Source organism: Solirubrobacter soli DSM 22325, from assembly GCF_000423665.1.
In the GTDB taxonomy this organism is placed as follows: Bacteria; Actinomycetota; Thermoleophilia; order Solirubrobacterales; family Solirubrobacteraceae; genus Solirubrobacter; species Solirubrobacter soli.
On record NZ_AUIK01000016.1, the window covers coordinates 117,721 to 136,628 of the forward strand.

Below are 18,908 nucleotides of genomic sequence, written 5' to 3' on the forward strand. Positions count from 1 at the left end.
ATGCCGGTGGACGGGCATCTCAGGCGCATCGAACGCGCGGCGGGCGTGCCAGGACTCGCCGAGGCGCTGGGCAAGCTCGCCCCGACCGACCTGCAGTCGCTGCTCCTGCACGTCTTCCGCGAGCAGGCCGCGCGCCGCGACCCGCGGGCGGTGCTCGGGCAATACGAGCGCGACGCGAGCGTCGCCGCCGGCCGGGACGTGCACGCGCTCGAGACCCGGGCGTTCGCGGCGGCGCGCGCGTTCGAGCCGGTCGCGCTCGCCCCGGTCAGCCCGCTCGGCCTCAACGGCGTGCTCGGCGGGATCGACCAGAACAACGTCGCCTCGACGATCCGGATGACCGAGGTGCTCGCCGACCCGACCGCCGCGCTCGCGCTCGAGGCGGCGGTCCGGAGACGCGCGCGGCCGGACGAGACCGTGCGGTTGTGCGCCGCCTGCCGCGTCCTGCGCCTGCAGCCAGTCCCGCCCGACCCGGGCTTCACACAGCACTTCGCGCTGTTCGCGCTCGTCACCGCGGGCCGCGCGCAGCCGTCGCACGGCTTCGAGATCGAGGCGCTGCGCGAGCACGTCGGGATCTACCGCACGCTCCTGGCCGACCACGACCCGGTCGTGCGGCTGACCGACGTCCCGCCGCGGGCGCTGAACGGGATCCCCGGCGCGATCGAGGACCCCGACCGCACGCGCGCCCGCGGCTACTACGCGGGCGCGCTGCTGGACATCAGCGTCGGCGATCTCGGCATCGTCGACGGTGGGCTGACCGACTGGACGCAGCGGCTGCTGTCGAACCGCAAGGAACGGCTGTTCACGAGCGGCATCGGCCTCGGGCTGCTGGCGGAACGCTTCAGCGCAGCGTGATCTTCACCTCGGCGCGCGTGCTGCCGGACGTGATCTGCAGGGTGTAGCGGCCCTTGCGCACCGTCCCGCGCAGGTTCACCTTGCTCTTCCCGGAGCCGTGGGCGACCGTCTTGCCCGCCTTGACGAGACGCAGCGAGACCTTCTGCCTGGTGGTGCAGCTGACCTTGTTGCGCTTCTTGCCGGTGAGCTTGCAGGAGACGCTGATCTTGCCCGCCGCGGCGCCCTTGTCGCCCTTCGGTCCGGCGGGACCCTGCGGGCCGGCGGCGCCCGGGGAGCCGAGCGCGGTCGGGCCGGTGTCGCCCTTCTCACCAGCAGGGCCGGCCGGACCGGCGGGACCCTGCGGGCCCACGACCGCGGGGGGAAGGTCGGCGCGCGTCAGCGCGGCCTCGTCGTCGTTGCCGTTGGCGGCCCCGCGGTAGCCCGCGGCGACGACCTTGGTGCCGTTGGCGACCGTCGTCGAGCCGAAGTAGGAGTCCGCGGTGCCGCCGAGATCCTGCCGCAGCGCCTGTTGCACGGCCTTGCCGTTGGCGTCCACCACGAGGATCAGGCCGTCCACGTCGGTGTTGTCGGCGTTCGCGGTGCTGCCTGAGGCGACCAGACGACCGTCAGGCAACGAGGTCAGGTCGCGGGCGCGGTCGGCGCCGTTGACGCGGTTGTACGTGAACAGGCCGTCGTCGCCGAACGTGCGATCCCACACGCCGGCAGCGGTGAAGCGGTAGAGGACGACGTCGATGCCGGCGGCGGGCGTCGTCGAGCGGCTGCCGTAGCCGGCCAGCACGTAGTTGTCGCCCTGCTGCACGAGGTCGTAGGACTCGGCCAGACCGGGAGCGGGGCCGCCGACCTCACCGGTGGCGACGCCGCCGGTGCCGAACGTCGCGTCGGTCGTGCCGTTGGCGTTGAAGCGGTAGATGAAGGGGCGCGTCTGGCCGCCGATGCCGGTGCCGTAGGACGTCTGGACGATCTTGCCGTCGGCCTGCAGGATGCCCTGGCGCGGGTTCTCGGAGACGCCGGCGTTGCGGGTGGTCGCGACGCCGTTGGTGCCGAAGGCCGGGTCCGGGTCGCCGTTGGTCAGCAGCTGCACGGCGACGATGTCGCGGTCGGTGCGGGCCGGCTCGCCGCTGTCGATGCCCTTGGAGGCGGTGATGATGATCCTGTCGCCGCGCAGCAGCAGGCCGTACGCCTGGTCGCCGTTGATCGTGTTGCCCGCGCCGACCCCGTTGGAGAGGTCGATGCGCTTGACGCCGCCGATGCCGAACGTGGCGTCCGGCGTGCCATTGGCGCTGAAACGCGCGACGTAGATGTCGATGTCGCGGCTATCCGGCTTGGCCGCGGCGGTGGGGGTCTCGGCCTGGCCCGCGACGACGATCTTGCCGTCGGCCTGGACGGCCACGCCGCGGGCGATCTCGGCCGCGCCCGTGGGGGCATTGCCCGCCGGCGGCGCGGCGAACGGCCCGGTCACGACGTTGACGACCGCCTTGCCCTGGTCGCCGAAGCTCGTCACCAGCTCGCCGTTGGCGTCCACGCGGGTGAGGACGAACGCGCGATCGGTGCCCGCCGCGGTCGTGTAGCCGACGTTGTAGGTGCCGCCACCAGGCGCCCGTGTGGCGTTCTGATACCGGTCGCCCAACGGCGACAGCGACGTGAAGACCGTTCCGTTGATCCCGAACGTGTCATCGAATCCGGCCTGCGCGCTCGGCGTGAGCGCGAGGAGCGCGCCGACCGCCACGACCCCGGCGAGTGTTCTCATCTGTCCTCCATCCGAAGAATGTCGTTAACCTACCTTGACAGATGAAATTAGGTGCGTCTATCACGCTGGTGCTCGTCCTCGCGCTTGCCGCTCCGGCGAGTGCCGCGACGACGCCGAACTCCTGCCGCTACTCGTACGACACGCTCTACCGGGACATGCCGGTCCAGCTCTCCGGCGCCGCGCCGGACGTCGCGAGCGCCGTTCCCGGCGACACGATCCACACCGCCCAGGGCACGGCCGGCGTCGAGCTTCCGTCGTACCTGGCCTCGTTCGGCTATGCCGTCGGGCTGCTCCACGAGGGCCGCAACGACATCCCGGTCAAGGTCTGGATCGCGGTCCGCGCGACCAACACCGCGGAACGCGTTCAGGTCGTCGGCCCGATCGCGGTGACCGCCACGACGGTGATCACCGTCGACCCCGCGGACGACAACCGCTTCCTCAGCGCGGCCCCGTTCGCGTACACGACCCCCGTCGTCCCGGCACTCACGTGGACCGCGGCGGGCGGTGACGTCGTCGTCTCGCAAGCCCACGCGGGCAGCATCACGACGCAGCTGCCGGTCGGCACCAACGGCGCGCTGCGCACCGTCACCGGCAGCGCGGTCATCGACGCCCAGTTCGCCGGCGGCGCGTCGATCTACATGGACTGCCGGCCGGGGAGGACGACCGGGATCGAGTTCGACTTCGCCGGGCCGAGCTACGAGCCTGGACCGGCGACACCGGTCGCCACCGTGGCTGGGCCGAAGAACCTGATGTGCATCCGCCCCGACAAGACGCTCGTCCCGGTCCGCGGCCTGCTCCACGTGGACGGTGCGCCGGCGGAGTTCACGGTCGGGACGCCGTACGTGCTGCCGCCGGCGACGCTCGAGACCGACACCGCGGCTGGTGCCTGGTCGGCGCTCGTCGCGGCGAGCAACACGGCCGAGCGGACCCAGTTCGTCAACGGTGACGGGCCGACGACGTGGACCCCGACCGGGGAAGGCCCGATCGAGTTCCGGCTGGCGCCGCCGATCGACGTGGCGAGCGGGAGCGTCCTCGTCGGCGACGGGCTCAAGTGCGTGCCGGGGGCGCTCAGCCAGGACCTCGCGTTCACCTACAACCTCGACACGCCCGTGTTCGCGAGGGCGGTGGACAGCGCGAAGCCCGCGCCTTCGGTCACGCCGACGCCGACGCCGGTCGCGACGGTCGCCCCGACCCCGACACCCACCCCGACCCCGCGGTTCAAGGCCCCGGCGGGGGAGGTCGCCTCGACGAGGCTGACCTCGCGCGGCGGGAAGGTCGAGCTGCGCATCCGCTGCCCGTCCGGGTCAGCGACCTGTCGCGGCAAGATCACCGTCGAGACGATCAGCAAGCCCAAGCGGGCGCTGACGACGCGCGCGAGCTACACGATCGCGCCGGGCAGGCAGCGCACGATCACGCTCAAGCTGAGCCAGGCCGGACGCGACGCGGTCAAGCGGCAGCGATCCGTCAAGGTACGCGTCACGATCGCGACCGGCGCGGGCGTCACGGCCACGCGCAGGGTCACGCTTCAGCGGCGGGGGTCGTAGTCGTTGTTGACAACGTCGATCAGCGCGCGGATCGTCGGGGACAGCTTGGCCTGTTCGTTCAGGCCGGCCATCCCCGCGCCTCTGGAGGCGGCGATCTGACGCTGGTAGACGGTGAGCATTGTCTTGGCACTGGGCATGTGTTCGACAAAGTAGACCGCGCGAACGGGTTGGTTACATACAAACGGCCCGCCTTTTGGGCGGGCCGTTTGTGCATTCGGTCGAGTTGGGCTAGGCGGCGGACGGCGCCGGGCGCAGGCGCGGGGCGCGCTGCTTGCCGGTGGAGCCACCCTCGTGGTCGAGCTCCGGAATCCACTGCAGCCAGCGCGGCAGGTACCAGTTCCAGTCGCCGAGCAGCTTCATCGTGGCCGGCAGCAGGACGCCGCGGATGATCGTCGCGTCGACGAAGATCGCGAACGCCAGGCCGACGCCCATCTGCTTCATGTCGAGCGAGCTCTGCGTCGCGAAGTCGGCGAAGACGACGACCATGATGATCGCGGCGGCCGTGATCGTGCCGGCGGTCGACTTGATGCCGTGCGCGACCGCCTTCTCCGTGGTCATGCCCTTCTTGAAGGCCTCCCGGACCCGGCTGAGGATGAACACGTGGTAGTCCATCGACAGGCCGAACAGGATCACGAACAGGAAGAGCGGGAGCCAGCTGGTGACGGCGCCGTTTGACTCGAAGCCGAGCAGCTTCTCGCCGTGGCCGTCCTGGAAGACCAGCTTCAGCAGGCCGTAGGAGGCGCCCACCGACAGCAGGTTGAGCACGATCGCCTTCACCGGGATCACGATCGAGCGGAAGGAGAAGAGCATCAGCAGGAACGCCAGCCCGAGCACGAAGGCGAACACGATCGGGGTCTTGCTCTTCATCACCGAGTTGAAGTCGGCGGTGGCCGCGGCCTCGCCGGTCACGGCGGTGGTGACGCCGTCGACGCCCTTGAAGGCGGCCGGCACGGTGGTCTCGCGCAGGCGCTCGGTGCCCTTCATCGCGGCGTCGTTCACGCCGCTGCCCGGGAGGCCGACGTTGACGATGGCGACGGTGTGGTTCGGGTTGACCTCGACGTTGGCCGGGTCGAGCTTGGCGATCGCGGCCTGGACCGGCTTGGCGTCGACGTCGGAGGCCTTCACGACGACCATCGCGTAGTTGGCCTCGCTCGGGAACGCCTTCTGGACCTTCAGGTACGTCTGGACGATCGGCTGCGACTTGGCCTCGGACTCGATGCCCGGGAGCTTGGTCTGCATGTGCAGGGCGGGAGCGGCGAGCGCCAGGAGGGCACCGCCGGCGAGGACGATGGCGACGATCGGGTGGCGCATGACGCGGTCGGTCAGCGCGCCCCAGATGCGGGACTCGCGGGCCTGCTCGGAGCGGCGGCCGAGGAACGGCAGGCGGCCCTTGTTGAGCTTGTCGCCGAGGCCGGCGACGACGGCGGGCAGCACGGTGAGCGAGCCGACGACGGCGACCGCGACCACGATCATCGTCGAGATGCCGATGCTCATGAACGTCGTGTTGCCGGTGAGCAGCATGCCGGACATCGCGGCGATCACGGTCAGGCCGGAGAGCAGGACGGCGCGACCCGAGGTCGCGGCGGCGATGTCGACCGCGTCGATCTTGTCGTGGCCCTTGGCGCGCTCCTCACGAACGCGGCGGATGTAGAACAGCGAGTAGTCGACGCCCACCGCGAGGCCGATGAGCATGATCGCGGCCTGCGCCACGTCGTTGATCGGCATCAGGTGGCTGGCGATGGCGACCAGGCCGCCGGTGCCGAAGACGGCGGTCAGCGCGAGCAGCAGCGGGACGGACGCGGCGACGAGCGCGCCGAACGCGAGGAACAGGATCAGCAGCGTGGACCCGAGGGTCATCGTCATCGAGCGACCCTCTTCCTTGTCGCTCTTCTCGTTGATCGCCTTGTTGAAGGAGGCGTCGCCGTACTGCTCGATGTCGAGCGCCTGGTGGCGCTTGGCGACGGCGGCGGTGGCGTCGAGGACGGGTCCGACGCGCGTGTCGGCGGTCTCAGGATCACCCTTGAGGTCGAACTGGACGAGCGCGGAGTGCTTGTCCTTGGAGATCTGCGCCTCGGTGACGTTGGTGACGACCTTCTGCTTCGCGACGGTCTTGCTCACGTCGGCGATGGCGGCCTTGAAGGCGGGGTCGGTGACCGTGGCGCGCTTGCTCTGGATGAGCACCATCTCGCCCGACTTCTCCGGGAAGCCGGCCTTGTCGACGATCTCCATCGCGGTGCGGCTCTCGCCGTCGGCCTGCGTGGACTGCGCCGGGTCCTTCTGGCCGATCGACTGGCCGACCATGAAGATGATGACGATGGCGGCGAGCCATCCGAAAATCGCGGTCTTGCGGTGGCGGGCACTCCAGTGCCCTGCCCGGGCAGCGATGCCCTTGGGCTTGGGGGTCAAAGCGTTTCCTCTCCAGGGGGGGTCTTGGTCTGAGGAGAAGAATCGGTTCTTGCAGACGTCTTTTCCGCCGGGCTGCCTGGCGTTTCGGGGGTCCGATGAGACCCCCATAGGGGGTGGGGCTTTCCCCACCGTGACGGTGTGGTCATCATCTTTGGGGATGGCACCGAGCGGGGAGTCCCACTCGATCTTCGTGGTCCAGCAGACGTTTCGCACCGTGCGGCGCGGCTATGACCCCGACGAGGTCGACCGCCACCTGGAGCTGGTCGCCGAGATGTTCCGGTCCAGCCGCGACCTGCAGGCGCGGCGTGACCTCGAGCGGCGCGAGGGCGAGCTGCAGCGAGAAGCGGACGCGACGCGGCTGGAGGCCGAGGCGACGCTCGAGGGCGCACGGCTGAAGGCGGCCGCGGACACCGCCGCGGCGGCGTCGGCCTTGGATGCCGCGCGGGCTGAGGCGGAACGAATCGTGGCGGCGGCGCGGGCTGAGGGCGAGACGGCGCGTGCGGAGGCGGCGCGGGCGGGCGAGGCGGCGGGCCGGACCGAGGCCGCCCGGCTGGTCGCCGCGGCCGAGGAGGACGCGCAGGCGGCGCGGGCACGGGCCGACGGCGCCGACGCCGAGCGCGCCGCGATCCTGGCCGACGCGCTCGCGGAGCGCGAGTCGGCCGCGGCGGCGCGAGCGCGCGAGGTCACGGCCGGCCGCGAGGAGGGCGAGGCGCTGCTGGCGGCCGCCCGCGAGGCCGCCGCCCGTGTCGACGCCGAGCGCGAAGCCGTGCTGGCGCAGGCGCGCGCGGAGGCGGCCGCGCTGCTCGACGACGCGCGCGAGCGCGGCGAGCGCCTTCTGGCGCAGGCGCGCGATGAGGCGGCGGGCGCGACCGCGGAGCGGCGGCGCGTGCTCGACGAAGCCCGCGACCGCGCGGAGCGACTTATCGCCGACGCACGCGAGGAGGCGGCGAGGGTGCGCGACGACGCTACCGCGCTGCTCGCGGAGGCACGTGGCGCGGTCGAGGCTGCGCGGGGCGAGCGCGCCGCGATCCTCGCCGAGCACCACCGCGACGCCGCGCGGGAGCGGGACGCGCTGATCGCCGACGCCGAGCGCGAGGCCGCCGAGCACGGCGCGCGGGCGCGCGAGGCCGCGGAGGCCGAGCTCGCGAGCTACGTCGCGCGGCGGCGGCGCGAGGCCGATCGCCTCGCCGAGGCCGCGCGCAAGGAGCGCTACGGGTGACGCCGCGCCGCCGCGTGGCGCGCGCCGGCATCGCGCATCGCCGGGCCGCCGCGGAGGCGCGCGCGTGACGGTCCTGCGCGGGCCGCGCGTGACGCTACGGCCGCAGGTCCCCGAAGACGTCCCGGTCCTCAACGAGATCGTGCGGATGCCGGGCGTGGCCGAGATCTGGGGACCGGACCCGGAGATGGACGACCAGGACGCGTTCACGATCTTCGTCGACGGGGAGGTCGCCGGCTGGCTCGGGTGGTACGAGGAGACCGAGGCGATGTACCGCCATGGCGGGCTCGACATCTTCCTCGCGCCGCGCTTCCAGGACCGCGGCTACGGGCGCGAGGCGCTGCGGCTCGGCGCGAAGTGGCTGATCGAGGAGCGCGGGCACCACCGGTTGATCATCGACCCGGCGGCGAGCAACGCGCGCGCCATCGCGACCTATAGCGCGATCGGCTTCAAGCCCGTGGGCGTCATGCGCGCCTACGAGATGGGTCCCGACGGGACCTGGCATGACGGGCTGCTGATGGACATGCTCGCGGAGGAGTTCATCCCCGATTGAGGCGTGCGCGTAATGCCGAAGGGGTTACGGAGACATTACGGTGGAGGCGCTGACTGTGATCGATCCCCACGACATGATGTGCAACGAACTCGTCGAGGTGCTCACCGAGTACCTCGACGAAACCCTGGGCGCCCACGACCGTGCCCGCTTGGACGCGCACCTCGCGGTCTGCGACGACTGCCGGGCGTACCTGGAGGAGTTCAAGGCGACGATTGCGCTCGCCGACCGCGCAGAACCGCCGGAAATGTCATCGGAATTGCGAAACAATCTCCTCCGAGCGTTCCGCGCTCATGACTTTCGCATCTGAATGCGCAATTCTTAGGGAGTCGCTGCGCTCCGGCTGTCCCCGGTTTGGAGCTCTCAGGCGATCACGGACTGCGCACCCGCCGGCGATCCACTGGATGACAACCCTCGAACATGGGGTCGCCGGCGGAGTCCGTCTGTAACGCTGGACGCCTGATCGTCGAACTCGACTGCTCCCTCCCGCCCGAGCGGGTATTGCTCGCGCTCCGCGACGAGCCGTGGCCGTTCGCGCTCACCGGCCGCTGGGCCGGCGGCGGCGCGATCGTCGGCTGCGCCCCGCGCACGCTGCTCGCCCCAGGCGACGACCCGTTCGCCCGCCTCGAGGACCTTCCCGAGGCCCGCGGGGACGCCGTGGTCGGCGGCGGCTGGTTCGGCTGGCTCGGCTACGGCCTCGGCGCGCTCGTCGAGGACCTGCCGGAGCGCCCGGAGCGCCCGGTCCCACTTCCCGACGCCCACCTCGCCTTCTACGACCACGTCCTGAGGATGGACGCGGACGGGAAGTGGTTCTTCGAGGCCCTCGACGGGCCGGACGAGGCCGCGGGCGGCGTGGCGGCGGCCGGCGTGGCGGCGGCCGGCGAGGCGGCGGGCGGCGAGGCGGCGGGCGGCGAGGCGGCGGGCGGCGTGGCGGCGGGCGGCGTGGCGGCGGGCGGCGAGGCGGCGGGCGGCGAGGCCGCGGGCGGCGTGGCGGCGGCCGGCGAGGCGGCGGGCGGCGAGGCGGCGGGCGGCGAGGCGGCGGGCGGCGAGGCCGCGGACGACCCGCGGCTCGCGCGGCTGCGCGCGCTGTTGGCGGCGGCGCCGCCCGTGCACGCGCCGGCGCCCACCGCGTTCTCGTGGCGCGCCCCCGGCGGCGCCGCCCACATGGACGCGGTCGCGGACTGCGTCGAGCGGATCGCCGCCGGCGAGATCTTCCAGGCCAACCTCTGCCTGCGCCTCGAGGCCGAGCACGACGGGAGCGTCGCCGACCTGTTCGCCCACGCGATGCCGCGGCTCGAGCCCGCCTACGCGGCCTGCTTCGTCACGCCGTGGGGCGGGATCGCGAGCCTCTCGCCCGAGCTCTTCCTGCGGCGCGAGGGGCGGAACGTCACGACCGGCCCGATCAAGGGCACCGCCCCGCGGGACCCCGCCGCGCTCGCCCGCTCGGAGAAGGACCGCGCCGAGCACGTGATGATCGTCGACCTGATGCGCAACGACCTCGGGCGGGTCGCGTCCTACGGGACGGTCGAGGCGCCCGTCGCGCCGGAGGCGCAACCGCACTCGGGCGTCTGGCACCTGGTGTCGGAGGTCCGCGCCCAGCTCGCGCCGGGCAACGGCGACGCCGCGCTGCTGCGGGCGACGTTCCCGCCCGGATCGGTCACGGGCGCGCCGAAGGTGCAGGCGATGAAGGTGATCGCCGCCCTGGAGGCGAGCGGACGCGAGGTCTACACGGGCGCGATCGGCTACGCGAGCCCGCACGCGGGCCTCGAGCTCAACGTCGCGATCCGCACCTTCGAAGCTCGCGGAAACCACCTCTGGCTCGGCGTCGGAGGCGGAATCGTGGCCGACTCTGACCCTGAAGCTGAGCTTGAGGAATGCCGTGTGAAGGCACGTCCGTTGCTCGACGCGATCGGCGGTTGGATCAGGCCTGACCCGTCACTGGGTGTCTTCGAGACATTGCTCGTCGAGGACGGCGTGGCGGTCAACAAGGAGGCACATCTCGCCCGGCTGGCCCGCAGCGTCGAGCGGCTGTACGGCGAGCGGCTGGAGCCCGTGACGCTGCCGCGCAGCCCTGGCGCCGTGCGGATCACCTACGTCCCCGGCCGCCCGTTGTCGGTCCAGTGGCGCCCGCTCACCCGCCGCCCCGTCCCGGTCGTGCTGACGCCCTACGTCGTTCCCGGCGGCCTCGGCGAGCACAAGTGGAACGACCGCCGCTACCTGCAGCAGCTCTCGAAGGACGGCACCACGCCGCTCCTGGTCGACACCGACGGCACGCTCCTCGAGGCCGCCTGGGCCGCGGTGCTGATCCGTCGCGACGGCGTCCTCTACACACCGCGAGAGGACGGCCGGATCCTGCCGAGCACCTCGCGACCCGACGCGATCCAGGCCGACCTCAACCTCGAGCCCGGCGACGAGCTCCTGCTCAGTTCCTCGCTGGCGGGAGTCGTGCCGGCCGTACTCGCGGATGCCAGCCCGGCACCGCTCGCCGGTACGCCTCGTACTCCGAGCCGAACTGCTCCCTGAGCGTCGGCTCCTCGTAGCCGCGCACGAACGCGTAGAACAGCGCCATCAGGAACAGCGCATAGCCCCACAGGACGTCCTGGCCGAGCAGGAGCGCCTGACCCATCACGCACGTGACGACCGCGACGTACATCGGGTTGCGGATCCAGCGGTAGAGCCCGCCGACGACGAGGTTCTGGGTCGGCGCGACCGGCGCGGGCGTGCCGATCCCTTCGCGCACGAAACGAGCGAAGGCGTGGATCAGCACGGCCGCGCCGCAGGCGACGAGCAGCACGCCGAGCGGCCACGCGCGTGACGGCTCGGCGTCCCAGTCGGTCAACAGCCACGGCATCACCCCCGCCACGACTCCCGGGGCCAGGGCGAAGAAGAGGGCGCTGCCGAGGGCTGGTCTCATGCCCCGTTCGTCTCGAGAAAGCCCGTGACGTTACGCAGGCGCCCGTCGGCCCCGACGGTGGCGAAGTCGGTGCCGGTGGCCACCGGCCCGCCGTCACCCACCAGCTGCCACGCGAAGCGCACGACGTCATTGTGCGCGTCCGGCCCGAACGACAGCTCGAAGCGATGGCCCGGGAACTGTTGCTGGGCGGCGCCGATCATGCCGGTGATGCCGTCGGTGCCCTCGCCCGACATCAGCGGGTCCAGGTAGCGGGCGTCGTCGGTGAAGGCCTGGGTGACGAGCTCGCGCCGGCGGGCGGTGTCGCCCTCGTTCCAGGAGGCGATGTAGGCGTCGACGACGGCGTTGATGGTGTTGGTCATGGTCAGTAAAGTGCCAGCAGTAGGTAACGAAGACAATTACCTCAGACGTAATGGGAATCGGCCCACTCCTCAAGACCTGGCGCACCAAGCGCCGCCTCAGCCAGCTCGACCTCGCGCTCGAGGCCGGCGTCTCCACGCGCCACCTGAGCTTCCTCGAGACCGGCCGCTCACGGCCCAGCGAGCAGATGGTCCTGCACCTCGCCGAGCAGCTCGAGGTGCCGTTGCGCGAGCGCAACCGGATGCTCCTCGCCGCCGGCTACGCGCCGGTCTATTCGCAGCGGAGCCTCGACGAGATCGGCCCGGTCAAGGACGCCCTCGACCAGCTCCTGCGCAGCCACGAGCCGTTCCCGGCGATCGTCGTCGACCGCGGCTGGAACGTCGTCGCCGCCAACGCGGCGATCCCGATGCTCACCGCGGGCGCGGCGGCGCACCTGCTCGAGCCGCCGATCAACGCCCTGCGGTTGACGCTGCACCCGGAGGGGATGGCGCCGCGGATCGAGAACCTCGGCGAGTGGCGCGCCCACCTGCTGCGCGACCTGGAGCTGCAGGTCGACCACGACGAGGCGCTGCTCGAAGAGCTCCGCGGATACCCCGGCCCCACCGGCGAGCCGGCGTCGCATGAGGTCTTCGTCCCGCTGAAGATCGACGGCCTGAGCTTCCTCAGCACCCGCACGACGTTCGCCACCGCCCTCGATGTCACCGTCTCCGAGCTGGCGATCGAGGCGTTCTTCCCGGCCGACGAGAAGACGGCTCAGGTGTTGTCGAGGTGATGCTCCAAGAGATCGAGCCGGTCCGCCCAGTAGCGGCGGTAGGGCGCGAGCCAGCGGTCGACCTCCGCCAGCGGCGCGGGATCGAGCCCGTACCAGCGCTTCTGCGCGTCGATCCGCACGCGCACCAGCCCGGCCTCGCGCAGCACCCGCAGGTGCTTGGACACGCCGGGCTGACTCAGCCCGAGATCCTCGACGAGCTCGTTCACCGACCGCTCGCGCTCGCGCAGCAGGTCGAGGATCCTCCGGCGGCTGCGGTCCGTGAGCACGTCGTAGACCTCCATAACCGCTAAGGCATATTACTCTCGCCGGTGATCAACCGGGTGCCGCGGCCGTGCGTCAGGAAGCTGAAGCCCCAGCGGATGAACACCAGCAGGCGGTTCTGGAACCCGACCAGGTAGAAGAGGTGGATCCCGAGCCACAGCGCCCAGGCCGGGAAGCCCCACGCCCGGATGTGCGGCGGCAGCTCGGCGACCGCGCGGCCGCGGCCGATCGTCGCCAGGTTGCCCTTGTCCTTGTACTTGAACGGGCCGACGTCCTTGCCGCGCAGGCGCCCCTTGATCAGCTTCGCGGCGTAGCGCCCCATCTGCATCGCCACCGGGGCGACGCCGGGCAGCGCCTGGGCGCCGCGAACCTGGACCATGTCGCCGATCGCGAACACCTCCGGGTGTCCGGGGAGCGTCAGGTCGGGCTCGACGAGCAGGCGCCCGATGCTGTCGGTCTCGGCGCCCGACGCTTCGCTCAGCATGGTCGACACGCCTGAGGCGAGCACGCCCGCGGCCCAGATCACCGTCGCCGAGCTGATGTGCTCGTCGCCGATCGTGACGCCGTCGGGCGTGATGTCGGTGACGAGCGCGTTGAGCTTCACCGTCACGCCCAGGTTGACCAGCGAGTGCTCGGCGCGCTTGGACAGCTTGGGCGGGAAGGCCGACAGCACGCGATCGCCGGCCTCGACCAGCAGCACCTTGGTCTTCGTGGTGTCGATGTTGCGGAAGTCACGACGCGTGTCGCGCGCGATCTCGGCGATCTGGCCCACCATCTCCACGCCGGTCGGCCCCGCGCCGACGGCCACGAACGTCAGCTGGCGGTCACGCTCGGCCTCGGTCTCGGCCAGCTCGGCCGCCTCGAACGCCCGGAGGATCTGCGCGCGGATGTGCAGCGCGCCCTCCAGCGACTTCAGCTCCGCCGCGTGCTCCTGCCACTGCGGGTGGCCGAAGTAGTTGTACTTCGAGCCCCCGCCGACGATCAGCGTGTCGTATTCGAGGGTCTCGTCGCCCGCCGGCGTCCGCAGGCTCACGTGCCGGGCGTCGAGGTCGAATCCCGTCGCCTCGGCCAGCATCACCTTCACGTTGTCCTCGCCGCGGAAGATGGCCCGCAACGGGTAACAGACCTCGCCGGCCGCGAGCGCCCCTGTCGCCACCTGGTAGGCCAGCGGCTGGAAGAGGTGGAAGTTGCGCCGGTCGACAAGCGTGATCTCCACGTCGCCGTTCTTGAGATGCAGTGCGGCCTGGAGCCCTCCGAAGCCGCCACCCACGATGACTACGCGATGCATTGGGGTAGAGACTATGCATGTCTTTCGGTATTGCGATCCTCCGCGCCGTCGTCGGCGGCCTCTTCATCGGCCACGGGCTCCAGAAGCTCCTCGGCAAGTTCGGCGGTCATGGCCTCGCGGGCACGGCCGGATTCTTCGAATCGCTCGGCCTGCGGCCGGGCAAGATGCACGCCACCGCGGCGGGCGCGGCCGAGGCGGGCGGCGGCGCGCTGCTGCTGGCGGGTGCCGCGACCCCGCTCGGCGCCGCGGCCGTGACCGGCACGATGACGGTGGCGATCAAGACCGTCCATGCCCCCAAGGGGCCGTGGGTGACCGAGGGCGGCTACGAGTACAACCTCGTCCTGATGGCCTCGGTGTTCGCGATCACCGCCGCTGGCCCGGGGGCGTTCGCGATCGACCGCCGCCAGTGGGGCACGGCGTGGGCGGTGGCGCAGCTGGCCGCGGGCGTCGGCGGCGGGCTGGCGATGGTGAAGTTCGCGCGGTCACAGCCGGAGCGCACGGGTCGCTTCACCCGCGAGGCCGAGCCGGCCGTCAGCGAATCGATCGCTCACTGAGCTCCAGCGCCTGGGCGGCGTTGTCGCGGGTCACGAAGTTCGGGCCCGTGGCGACGACGTCGTTCTGCGCGGGGAGGATGCCGTAGCGGGCGCGCAGCGCGAGCATCTCGATCGGGAGGTAGCCCTCCAGGTAGGGCTGTTGGTCCACGGCGAAGCCGATCCGCCCCGCCAGGACGGCCTTCAGCACGTCGGGGCCGAGGTCGAACGTGCCGATCTTGACCGACAGCCCCTCCAGGCCGCGCGCGGCGGCGAGGCCGCTGATCGAGTTGGTCGCCAGCACCCCGTCAGCCTGGGCCGAGGCGACGGAGCGGGCGATCAGGGCGGGGGCGTCGGGGTCCTCGTCGTCGACGAACATGCTGCGGGCACGACCGCCCGCCTCGCGCATCGCCTTGGCCATCCCGGCGCAGCGGGCCTTGGTGCCGTCGTTCTCGCGGTCCTGATTGAGGCACAGGGCGTTGCGGACGCCCGCGGCGGCGAGGCGCTTCCCGGCCTCGTAGCCGGCACGGCTCTCCACCTGCCCGACGTGGGCGAGCACGCCGAGCGAGCGGTACTCGTCGCTGCCGGAGTTGATCGAGACGACCGGGATGCCGGCGGCCACGGCGCGCCGGATCGCGGGCGCGAGCCCGGTGTTCGGGATCGAGACGACCAGCCCGTCGGGCTTGGTCGCGACCGCCTGGTCAATGAGCTCGCTCATCCGCGGCACGCTGAAGACGTCGGGGGACCTGTAGTCGACGAGGACGTCCAGGCGGCGCGCGGCGGAGTCGACGCCGTTGCGGATGATCGCCCAGAACTTGCTCGACGCGGGACCGTGGGTGACGACCGCGATCCGCACCGCGCCGTCGGTCACCGGCGCGCCCGGCGTGGGCGCGGTCGTGGAGGCGCCCCGGACCTGCACGGTCGGCTCGCGCACGACCTCGGTCCCGCCGCAACCGGCGAGCACGAGGCAGAACAGGACGATCAGGCGCTTCATTCGAGCACCGGAAGCCTCGCGCGCAGACGGGTCCCGTGTCCAGGGGGCGAGTCGATCTCGAGCGTCCCGCCCACCGCGGCGACGCGGTCCTGCAGGCCGCGGATGCCGCTGCCCGCGGAGGGATCGACGCCGCCGACACCGTCGTCGGCGACCTCGACGAGCAACTCCTCGCCCACGCGCCGCACTTGCACCGTGGCGCTCGACGCCTCCGCGTAGCGCGCCACGTTGGTCAGCGCCTCGGCGATCAGGAAGTAGGCGGCGGCCTCGATCGACGGCGGCAGCCGCTCCTCGACCTCGGCGTCCGCGGTGACCGGCACGGCCGCGCGGTCGGCCAGCGACTGGATCGCCGGCGCCAGGCCGCGATCGGTGAGGATCGCGGGGTGGATGCCGCGGGCGAGCTCGCGCAGCTCCGCGAGCGCGGTCGCCAGCCGGGCGGAGAGCTCGTCGATCTGCGGGTCCTTCAGCCGCGCCTTGAGCAGGCGCAGGTCGAGCGCGAGCGAGACGAGCTGCTGCTGCGCCCCGTCGTGCAGGTCGCGCTCGATCCGGCGGCGCGCGGCGTCGCCCGCCTCGATGATCCGCAGCCGCGACAGCCGCAGCTCCTCCACCCGCGCCTGCAGGTCGGCCTTCAGGCGCTCGTTGTCGATCGCCAGCGAGGCAGCCGCCGCGGCCGCCATCACGAGCTCGGGGCTGGTGTCGAGCGACGCGTCGTGGATGATCGCCGCGAGCCGGCGGCCGTCGCGGTCGACGGCCGTCCAGGCGCGCCCTGAACCGGGCTCCGGCAGCTCGACCGGGTGGCCGAGCTCGTCGACGAACGTCCGGCGGTCGGGCAGCCAGTAGACGATCGTCACGGTGCGGTCGCCGAGGCTCTCGGCCAGCATCTCGCGCACCGGCCCGCCCGGCGCCATGCGGGGGATCAGCAGCGCGTGCGAGCTCACGGCGAGCACGCGGTACAGGGTCTCCAGCGCCGCCAGCGCGAGCGCGCCGGTGGGGAGGGCGAGGAGCAGCAGGACCACGCCCAGCGTCGGCCCGAGCGTCCACGGGCCGACGTAGTCGACCTCCGGCGAGCCGGCGATGCCACCCACGCCCAGCTGCAGCATGAGCGCGAACAGGAACACCGGGATGAGCGCGACGACCACGATCGCGGCGAACAGGAAGGGCCGCAGCGCGAGGTGGGTGGCGGTGCGCCACAGCGTGCGGTCGCTGAGCAGGTAGAGCGAGCGCCGGATCGCGCCGCCGGCGCCGAGGACGGTGCGCGGGATCGGTGGGACCTGCGCGCCGAGCCAGCGGTTGGCCGCGCGACGATCCAGGCGTTCGAGCGCCCGGCAGAACGTCGCCGCGGCGAGCAGCAGCGGCAGCCCGATCCCGGCCACGCTCAGCGCGGCGCCGAGGGTCAGCGCGGCCACGGCGGGCAGGGCGAGGAGCGTCACCGGGAGCGTGACCGCCAGGTAGGCGATCGCGTGCCCGGCGCGGGCGAAGCGGCCGTCGAGCTCGAGGTCGGCGATCAACTCGTGCCCTCCACGGTGACGTCGCCGGAGGTCGAGAGCGCCTGGACGGAGTAGGGCGCGGAGTCGTCGTCGATGACGCCGCGCACGTGCTCGTCCCCGGACGCGCTCTCGGCGTCGATGTCATAGCGGCCGGCCAGCAGTGAGGCGGCGATGTCGCCCGATCCGGTCCGCAACGTGGTCTGCGGCGGTGCGCAGATCGCGGCGAGGGTGATCGCGCCTTCGCCGGCGCGGGCGTCGAGCGCGTTGCCGCAGTACCCGGCGATCTCGATCGCCCCGCTGCTCGTCGCGAGCTTGGCGGTTCCGCGGTAGCCGCGCAGCGTGACGTTCCCGCTCGTCGTGCGGATGTCGAGCGCGACGTTGTCGGGCACGACCACGCGGTAGGCGACCGCGCAGCGCGCCAGCATCGACGTCGGGCAGCGCGAGGTGACCTTGAAGACCCCGGCGCTCACGATCTTGGCGGTCCGGGGCACCCGCCCGAACGCGTATCGCTCGGTGCGCCTGACCTCGACCTCGTCGCGCTTGCCGCCGCCGACGATCGTGATGTCGCCGGCGTCGAGGTCGAACGCGAGGCTCTGCAGCGCGCCGGTCACGGGATAGGACACCACCCGGCGCTCGCGGCTCGCCAGGCCGCCGGTCACGAGCGCGACAAGACTGCCCACCACCAGGAGGGCCGAGATCGCCACGACACGGCCCCAGGGCGACAAGCGCATCGGCGCGCACCCTACCTACGGGCCTGGCTCGTGGCCAGGCCGAGCCTGGCCCACGTGGTCTATGGGCCAGGCCGTGCGGTTTCAGGCATCCCGTGGCGCCGCCGCTGACAGCTGTCAGATGGCGAAGCGCAGCGTGCGGCGGTGCGTGGAGCGGCGCTCGGCCTTGTGGAGCTGGCGGGCGCGCGCGCCCAGCAGGAGCACCGCGTCGGCGGAGGGACGGAGCGGGTCGGCGATCGCGTGGCCGTCCTCGAGCGAGAACGCGGCCCAGAGCTCGTTGCCCACCTCGGCGAGCAGCAGGTCGCCGCTGGGGACCGTGCTGGAGTCCAGGGCGGCCAGCCGCAGGACGGCGGCCGCATCCTCGTGACGGGCCTGGCGAATCCGCAGCGGAGCGTGGGTCACCGGGATCTCCTTGTGTCGTGTCAGCTGGTTGAACATGAGTTCATTCTCGTGCTGAGACGGACCCCTTACATCAGGCGGATGGTGCGGACTAAGGCCCCGGATCCCTTACTTTTCGCGGCATGATTGCTGTGGTCACGGGGGCCGGCTCAGGCATCGGCCGGGCGGCCGCTCAGGCGCTGCTCCGAGAAGGGTTCAGCGTCGTCGTCGCAGGGCGCCGCGAGGGGGCTCTGGCCGAGACGATCGCGGGCTTCGACGACGCGCTCGCGGTGCCGACGGACGTCACCTCGCCGGCCTCGGTGGACGCGCTCTTCGCGCGGGTCCTGGAGCGGTTCGGGCGGGTCGACCTGCTGTTCAACAACGCGGGGATGGGGGCGCCGGGCGGTGTCGGCGAGCTGGCCTTCGAGGACTGGCAGCGGGTGGTCGACACGAACCTCACCGGCACGTTCTTGTGCGCGCAGGCGGCCTTCCGGGCGATGGCGGCGCAGGAGCCGCGCGGCGGGCGGATCATCAACAACGGCTCGATCTCCGCCTCCACGCCGCGGCCGTTCGCGATCGCCTACAACGCGACCAAGCACGCCGTGACCGGGATCACGAAGTCGATCTCGCTGGAGGGGCGGGCGTTCGACATCGCCTGCGGGCAGATCGACATCGGCAACGCCTCGACCGAGATGACCGAGCGGATGAGCGGCGGCGTGCCACAGGCGGACGGCTCGCTGAAACCCGAGCCGACGATGGACGTGGAGAACGTCGCGCGGGCGATCCTCTACATGGCGTCACTCCCGCTCGACGCCAACGTCCAGTACATGACCGTGATGGCGACGAAGATGCCGTACGTGGGTCGCGGCTGAGGAAGATACTTGCCC

20 protein-coding genes are annotated in these 18,908 nt (G+C 72.0%); 9 read left to right on the plus strand and 11 right to left on the minus strand.

What is annotated here, in order from left to right:
- The first annotated feature begins 6 nt into the window (after positions 1 to 6).
- Positions 7 to 852, plus strand: a complete 846-nt coding sequence (locus G569_RS47880) for a hypothetical protein (RefSeq protein WP_157591991.1) — start codon at positions 7 to 9, stop codon at positions 850 to 852.
- Here G569_RS47880 and G569_RS0112625 read toward each other — a convergent pair.
- Positions 839 to 2,599, minus strand: a complete 1,761-nt coding sequence (locus tag G569_RS0112625) for a hypothetical protein (RefSeq protein WP_084284832.1) — start codon at positions 2,597 to 2,599, stop codon at positions 839 to 841. The two genes, G569_RS47880 and G569_RS0112625, sit on opposite strands and share 14 nt — an antisense overlap.
- A 41-nt stretch (positions 2,600 to 2,640) precedes the next feature.
- Here G569_RS0112625 and G569_RS65945 point away from each other — a divergent pair, with 41 nt between their 5' ends.
- The gene (locus G569_RS65945) at positions 2,641 to 4,143 is read left to right on the plus strand and encodes a hypothetical protein (RefSeq protein WP_157591992.1); all 1,503 of its coding nucleotides are present in this window, start codon (positions 2,641 to 2,643) and stop codon (positions 4,141 to 4,143) included.
- On the opposite strand, the gene G569_RS62500 is transcribed toward G569_RS65945, so the two are convergent.
- Together G569_RS62500 and G569_RS0112640 are read right to left on the minus strand one after the other, a co-directional pair.
- Positions 4,125 to 4,280, minus strand: a complete 156-nt coding sequence (locus tag G569_RS62500) for a hypothetical protein (RefSeq protein ID WP_157591993.1) — start codon at positions 4,278 to 4,280, stop codon at positions 4,125 to 4,127. The two genes, G569_RS65945 and G569_RS62500, sit on opposite strands and share 19 nt — an antisense overlap.
- Before the next feature lie 91 nt (positions 4,281 to 4,371).
- The gene (locus G569_RS0112640; protein WP_028063678.1) at positions 4,372 to 6,549 is read right to left on the minus strand and encodes an MMPL family transporter; all 2,178 of its coding nucleotides are present in this window, start codon (positions 6,547 to 6,549) and stop codon (positions 4,372 to 4,374) included.
- 157 nt (positions 6,550 to 6,706) lie between these two features.
- Here G569_RS0112640 and G569_RS62505 point away from each other — a divergent pair, with 157 nt between their 5' ends.
- The 4 genes from G569_RS62505 to G569_RS57825 all read left to right on the plus strand — a co-directional run bounded on the left by G569_RS62505 (position 6,707) and on the right by G569_RS57825 (position 10,838).
- Entirely contained in the window at positions 6,707 to 7,768 is a 1,062-nt protein-coding gene (locus G569_RS62505; protein WP_028063679.1) for a DivIVA domain-containing protein, read from the plus strand.
- 64 nt (positions 7,769 to 7,832) lie between these two features.
- Positions 7,833 to 8,318, plus strand: a complete 486-nt coding sequence (locus tag G569_RS0112650; RefSeq protein ID WP_028063680.1) for a GNAT family N-acetyltransferase — start codon at positions 7,833 to 7,835, stop codon at positions 8,316 to 8,318.
- A 40-nt stretch (positions 8,319 to 8,358) separates the two neighbouring features.
- Positions 8,359 to 8,625, plus strand: a complete 267-nt coding sequence (locus tag G569_RS0112655; RefSeq protein ID WP_157591995.1) for an anti-sigma factor family protein — start codon at positions 8,359 to 8,361, stop codon at positions 8,623 to 8,625.
- A 110-nt stretch (positions 8,626 to 8,735) separates the two neighbouring features.
- Positions 8,736 to 10,838 (plus strand): chorismate-binding protein, encoded by a 2,103-nt coding sequence (locus G569_RS57825; protein WP_084284836.1) that lies wholly within the window; start codon positions 8,736 to 8,738, stop codon positions 10,836 to 10,838.
- Here the strand turns inward: G569_RS57825 and G569_RS0112665 are convergent.
- Both G569_RS0112665 and G569_RS0112670 read right to left on the minus strand, forming a co-directional pair.
- Positions 10,738 to 11,229, minus strand: coding sequence for a methyltransferase family protein (locus G569_RS0112665; RefSeq protein ID WP_028063682.1), 492 nt, complete (start codon positions 11,227 to 11,229; stop codon positions 10,738 to 10,740). The genes G569_RS57825 and G569_RS0112665 overlap by 101 nt on opposite strands.
- Positions 11,226 to 11,588: a nuclear transport factor 2 family protein gene (locus G569_RS0112670; RefSeq protein ID WP_028063683.1), complete on the minus strand. Its 363-nt coding sequence runs from the start codon at positions 11,586 to 11,588 to the stop codon at positions 11,226 to 11,228. Before G569_RS0112670 ends, G569_RS0112665 begins: the two co-directional genes overlap by 4 nt.
- Before the next feature lie 50 nt (positions 11,589 to 11,638).
- Between G569_RS0112670 and G569_RS0112675 the strand changes: the two genes are divergently transcribed.
- Positions 11,639 to 12,358, plus strand: coding sequence for a helix-turn-helix domain-containing protein (locus G569_RS0112675; RefSeq protein ID WP_053226276.1), 720 nt, complete (start codon positions 11,639 to 11,641; stop codon positions 12,356 to 12,358).
- On the opposite strand, the gene G569_RS0112680 is transcribed toward G569_RS0112675, so the two are convergent.
- Both G569_RS0112680 and G569_RS47890 read right to left on the minus strand, forming a co-directional pair.
- Entirely contained in the window at positions 12,340 to 12,639 is a 300-nt protein-coding gene (locus G569_RS0112680; protein ID WP_028063685.1) for an ArsR/SmtB family transcription factor, read from the minus strand. The two genes, G569_RS0112675 and G569_RS0112680, sit on opposite strands and share 19 nt — an antisense overlap.
- A 5-nt stretch (positions 12,640 to 12,644) precedes the next feature.
- A complete protein-coding gene (locus G569_RS47890) occupies positions 12,645 to 13,907 on the minus strand; it encodes an NAD(P)/FAD-dependent oxidoreductase (RefSeq protein WP_037496245.1) in 1,263 nt (420 codons plus the stop codon).
- Between the two features lie 17 nt (positions 13,908 to 13,924).
- Here G569_RS47890 and G569_RS47895 point away from each other — a divergent pair, with 17 nt between their 5' ends.
- The gene (locus G569_RS47895) at positions 13,925 to 14,461 is read left to right on the plus strand and encodes a DoxX family protein (RefSeq protein WP_037496248.1); all 537 of its coding nucleotides are present in this window, start codon (positions 13,925 to 13,927) and stop codon (positions 14,459 to 14,461) included.
- On the opposite strand, the gene G569_RS0112695 is transcribed toward G569_RS47895, so the two are convergent.
- From G569_RS0112695 to G569_RS47905, 4 genes are all read right to left on the minus strand, one after another.
- Positions 14,439 to 15,431, minus strand: coding sequence for a substrate-binding domain-containing protein (locus G569_RS0112695; protein WP_028063686.1), 993 nt, complete (start codon positions 15,429 to 15,431; stop codon positions 14,439 to 14,441). The two genes, G569_RS47895 and G569_RS0112695, sit on opposite strands and share 23 nt — an antisense overlap.
- On the minus strand, positions 15,428 to 16,936 hold the full coding sequence (locus G569_RS57830) for a sensor histidine kinase (RefSeq protein WP_053226277.1): 1,509 nt from the start codon (positions 16,934 to 16,936) through the stop codon (positions 15,428 to 15,430). The genes G569_RS0112695 and G569_RS57830 overlap by 4 nt, the downstream gene beginning before the upstream one ends.
- On the minus strand, positions 16,933 to 17,646 hold the full coding sequence (locus G569_RS0112705; protein WP_084284837.1) for a DUF4097 family beta strand repeat-containing protein: 714 nt from the start codon (positions 17,644 to 17,646) through the stop codon (positions 16,933 to 16,935). Before G569_RS0112705 ends, G569_RS57830 begins: the two co-directional genes overlap by 4 nt.
- Positions 17,647 to 17,760: 114 nt before the next feature.
- Positions 17,761 to 18,081, minus strand: coding sequence for a hypothetical protein (locus tag G569_RS47905; RefSeq protein ID WP_037496251.1), 321 nt, complete (start codon positions 18,079 to 18,081; stop codon positions 17,761 to 17,763).
- Positions 18,082 to 18,164: 83 nt separating this feature from the next.
- On the opposite strand from G569_RS47905, the gene G569_RS0112715 reads away from it, so the two are divergent.
- Positions 18,165 to 18,893: an SDR family oxidoreductase gene (locus tag G569_RS0112715; RefSeq protein WP_028063688.1), complete on the plus strand. Its 729-nt coding sequence runs from the start codon at positions 18,165 to 18,167 to the stop codon at positions 18,891 to 18,893.
- Positions 18,894 to 18,908: the final 15 nt, after the last annotated feature.

What these genes read in the sequence shown, in the direction of transcription:
- G569_RS65945 (WP_157591992.1), top strand. Translation starts at nt 2,641, where the DNA reads ATGAAATTAGGTGCGTCTATCACGCTGGTGCTCGTCCTCGCGCTTGCC.
- G569_RS0112705 (WP_084284837.1), bottom strand. Translation starts at nt 17,646, where the DNA reads ATGCGCTTGTCGCCCTGGGGCCGTGTCGTGGCGATCTCGGCCCTCCTG.
- G569_RS0112680 (WP_028063685.1), bottom strand. Translation starts at nt 12,639, where the DNA reads ATGGAGGTCTACGACGTGCTCACGGACCGCAGCCGCCGGAGGATCCTC.
- G569_RS0112665 (WP_028063682.1), bottom strand. Translation starts at nt 11,229, where the DNA reads ATGAGACCAGCCCTCGGCAGCGCCCTCTTCTTCGCCCTGGCCCCGGGA.
- G569_RS62505 (WP_028063679.1), top strand. Translation starts at nt 6,707, where the DNA reads ATGGCACCGAGCGGGGAGTCCCACTCGATCTTCGTGGTCCAGCAGACG.
- G569_RS47905 (WP_037496251.1), bottom strand. Translation starts at nt 18,081, where the DNA reads ATGTTCAACCAGCTGACACGACACAAGGAGATCCCGGTGACCCACGCT.
- G569_RS62500 (WP_157591993.1), bottom strand. Translation starts at nt 4,280, where the DNA reads ATGCCCAGTGCCAAGACAATGCTCACCGTCTACCAGCGTCAGATCGCC.
- G569_RS0112715 (WP_028063688.1), top strand. Translation starts at nt 18,165, where the DNA reads ATGATTGCTGTGGTCACGGGGGCCGGCTCAGGCATCGGCCGGGCGGCC.
- G569_RS47890 (WP_037496245.1), bottom strand. Translation starts at nt 13,907, where the DNA reads ATGCATCGCGTAGTCATCGTGGGTGGCGGCTTCGGAGGGCTCCAGGCC.
- G569_RS0112695 (WP_028063686.1), bottom strand. Translation starts at nt 15,431, where the DNA reads ATGAAGCGCCTGATCGTCCTGTTCTGCCTCGTGCTCGCCGGTTGCGGC.
- G569_RS0112675 (WP_053226276.1), top strand. Translation starts at nt 11,639, where the DNA reads ATGGGAATCGGCCCACTCCTCAAGACCTGGCGCACCAAGCGCCGCCTC.
- G569_RS57825 (WP_084284836.1), top strand. Translation starts at nt 8,736, where the DNA reads ATGGGGTCGCCGGCGGAGTCCGTCTGTAACGCTGGACGCCTGATCGTC.
- G569_RS47895 (WP_037496248.1), top strand. Translation starts at nt 13,925, where the DNA reads ATGTCTTTCGGTATTGCGATCCTCCGCGCCGTCGTCGGCGGCCTCTTC.
- G569_RS0112625 (WP_084284832.1), bottom strand. Translation starts at nt 2,599, where the DNA reads ATGAGAACACTCGCCGGGGTCGTGGCGGTCGGCGCGCTCCTCGCGCTC.
- G569_RS0112670 (WP_028063683.1), bottom strand. Translation starts at nt 11,588, where the DNA reads ATGACCAACACCATCAACGCCGTCGTCGACGCCTACATCGCCTCCTGG.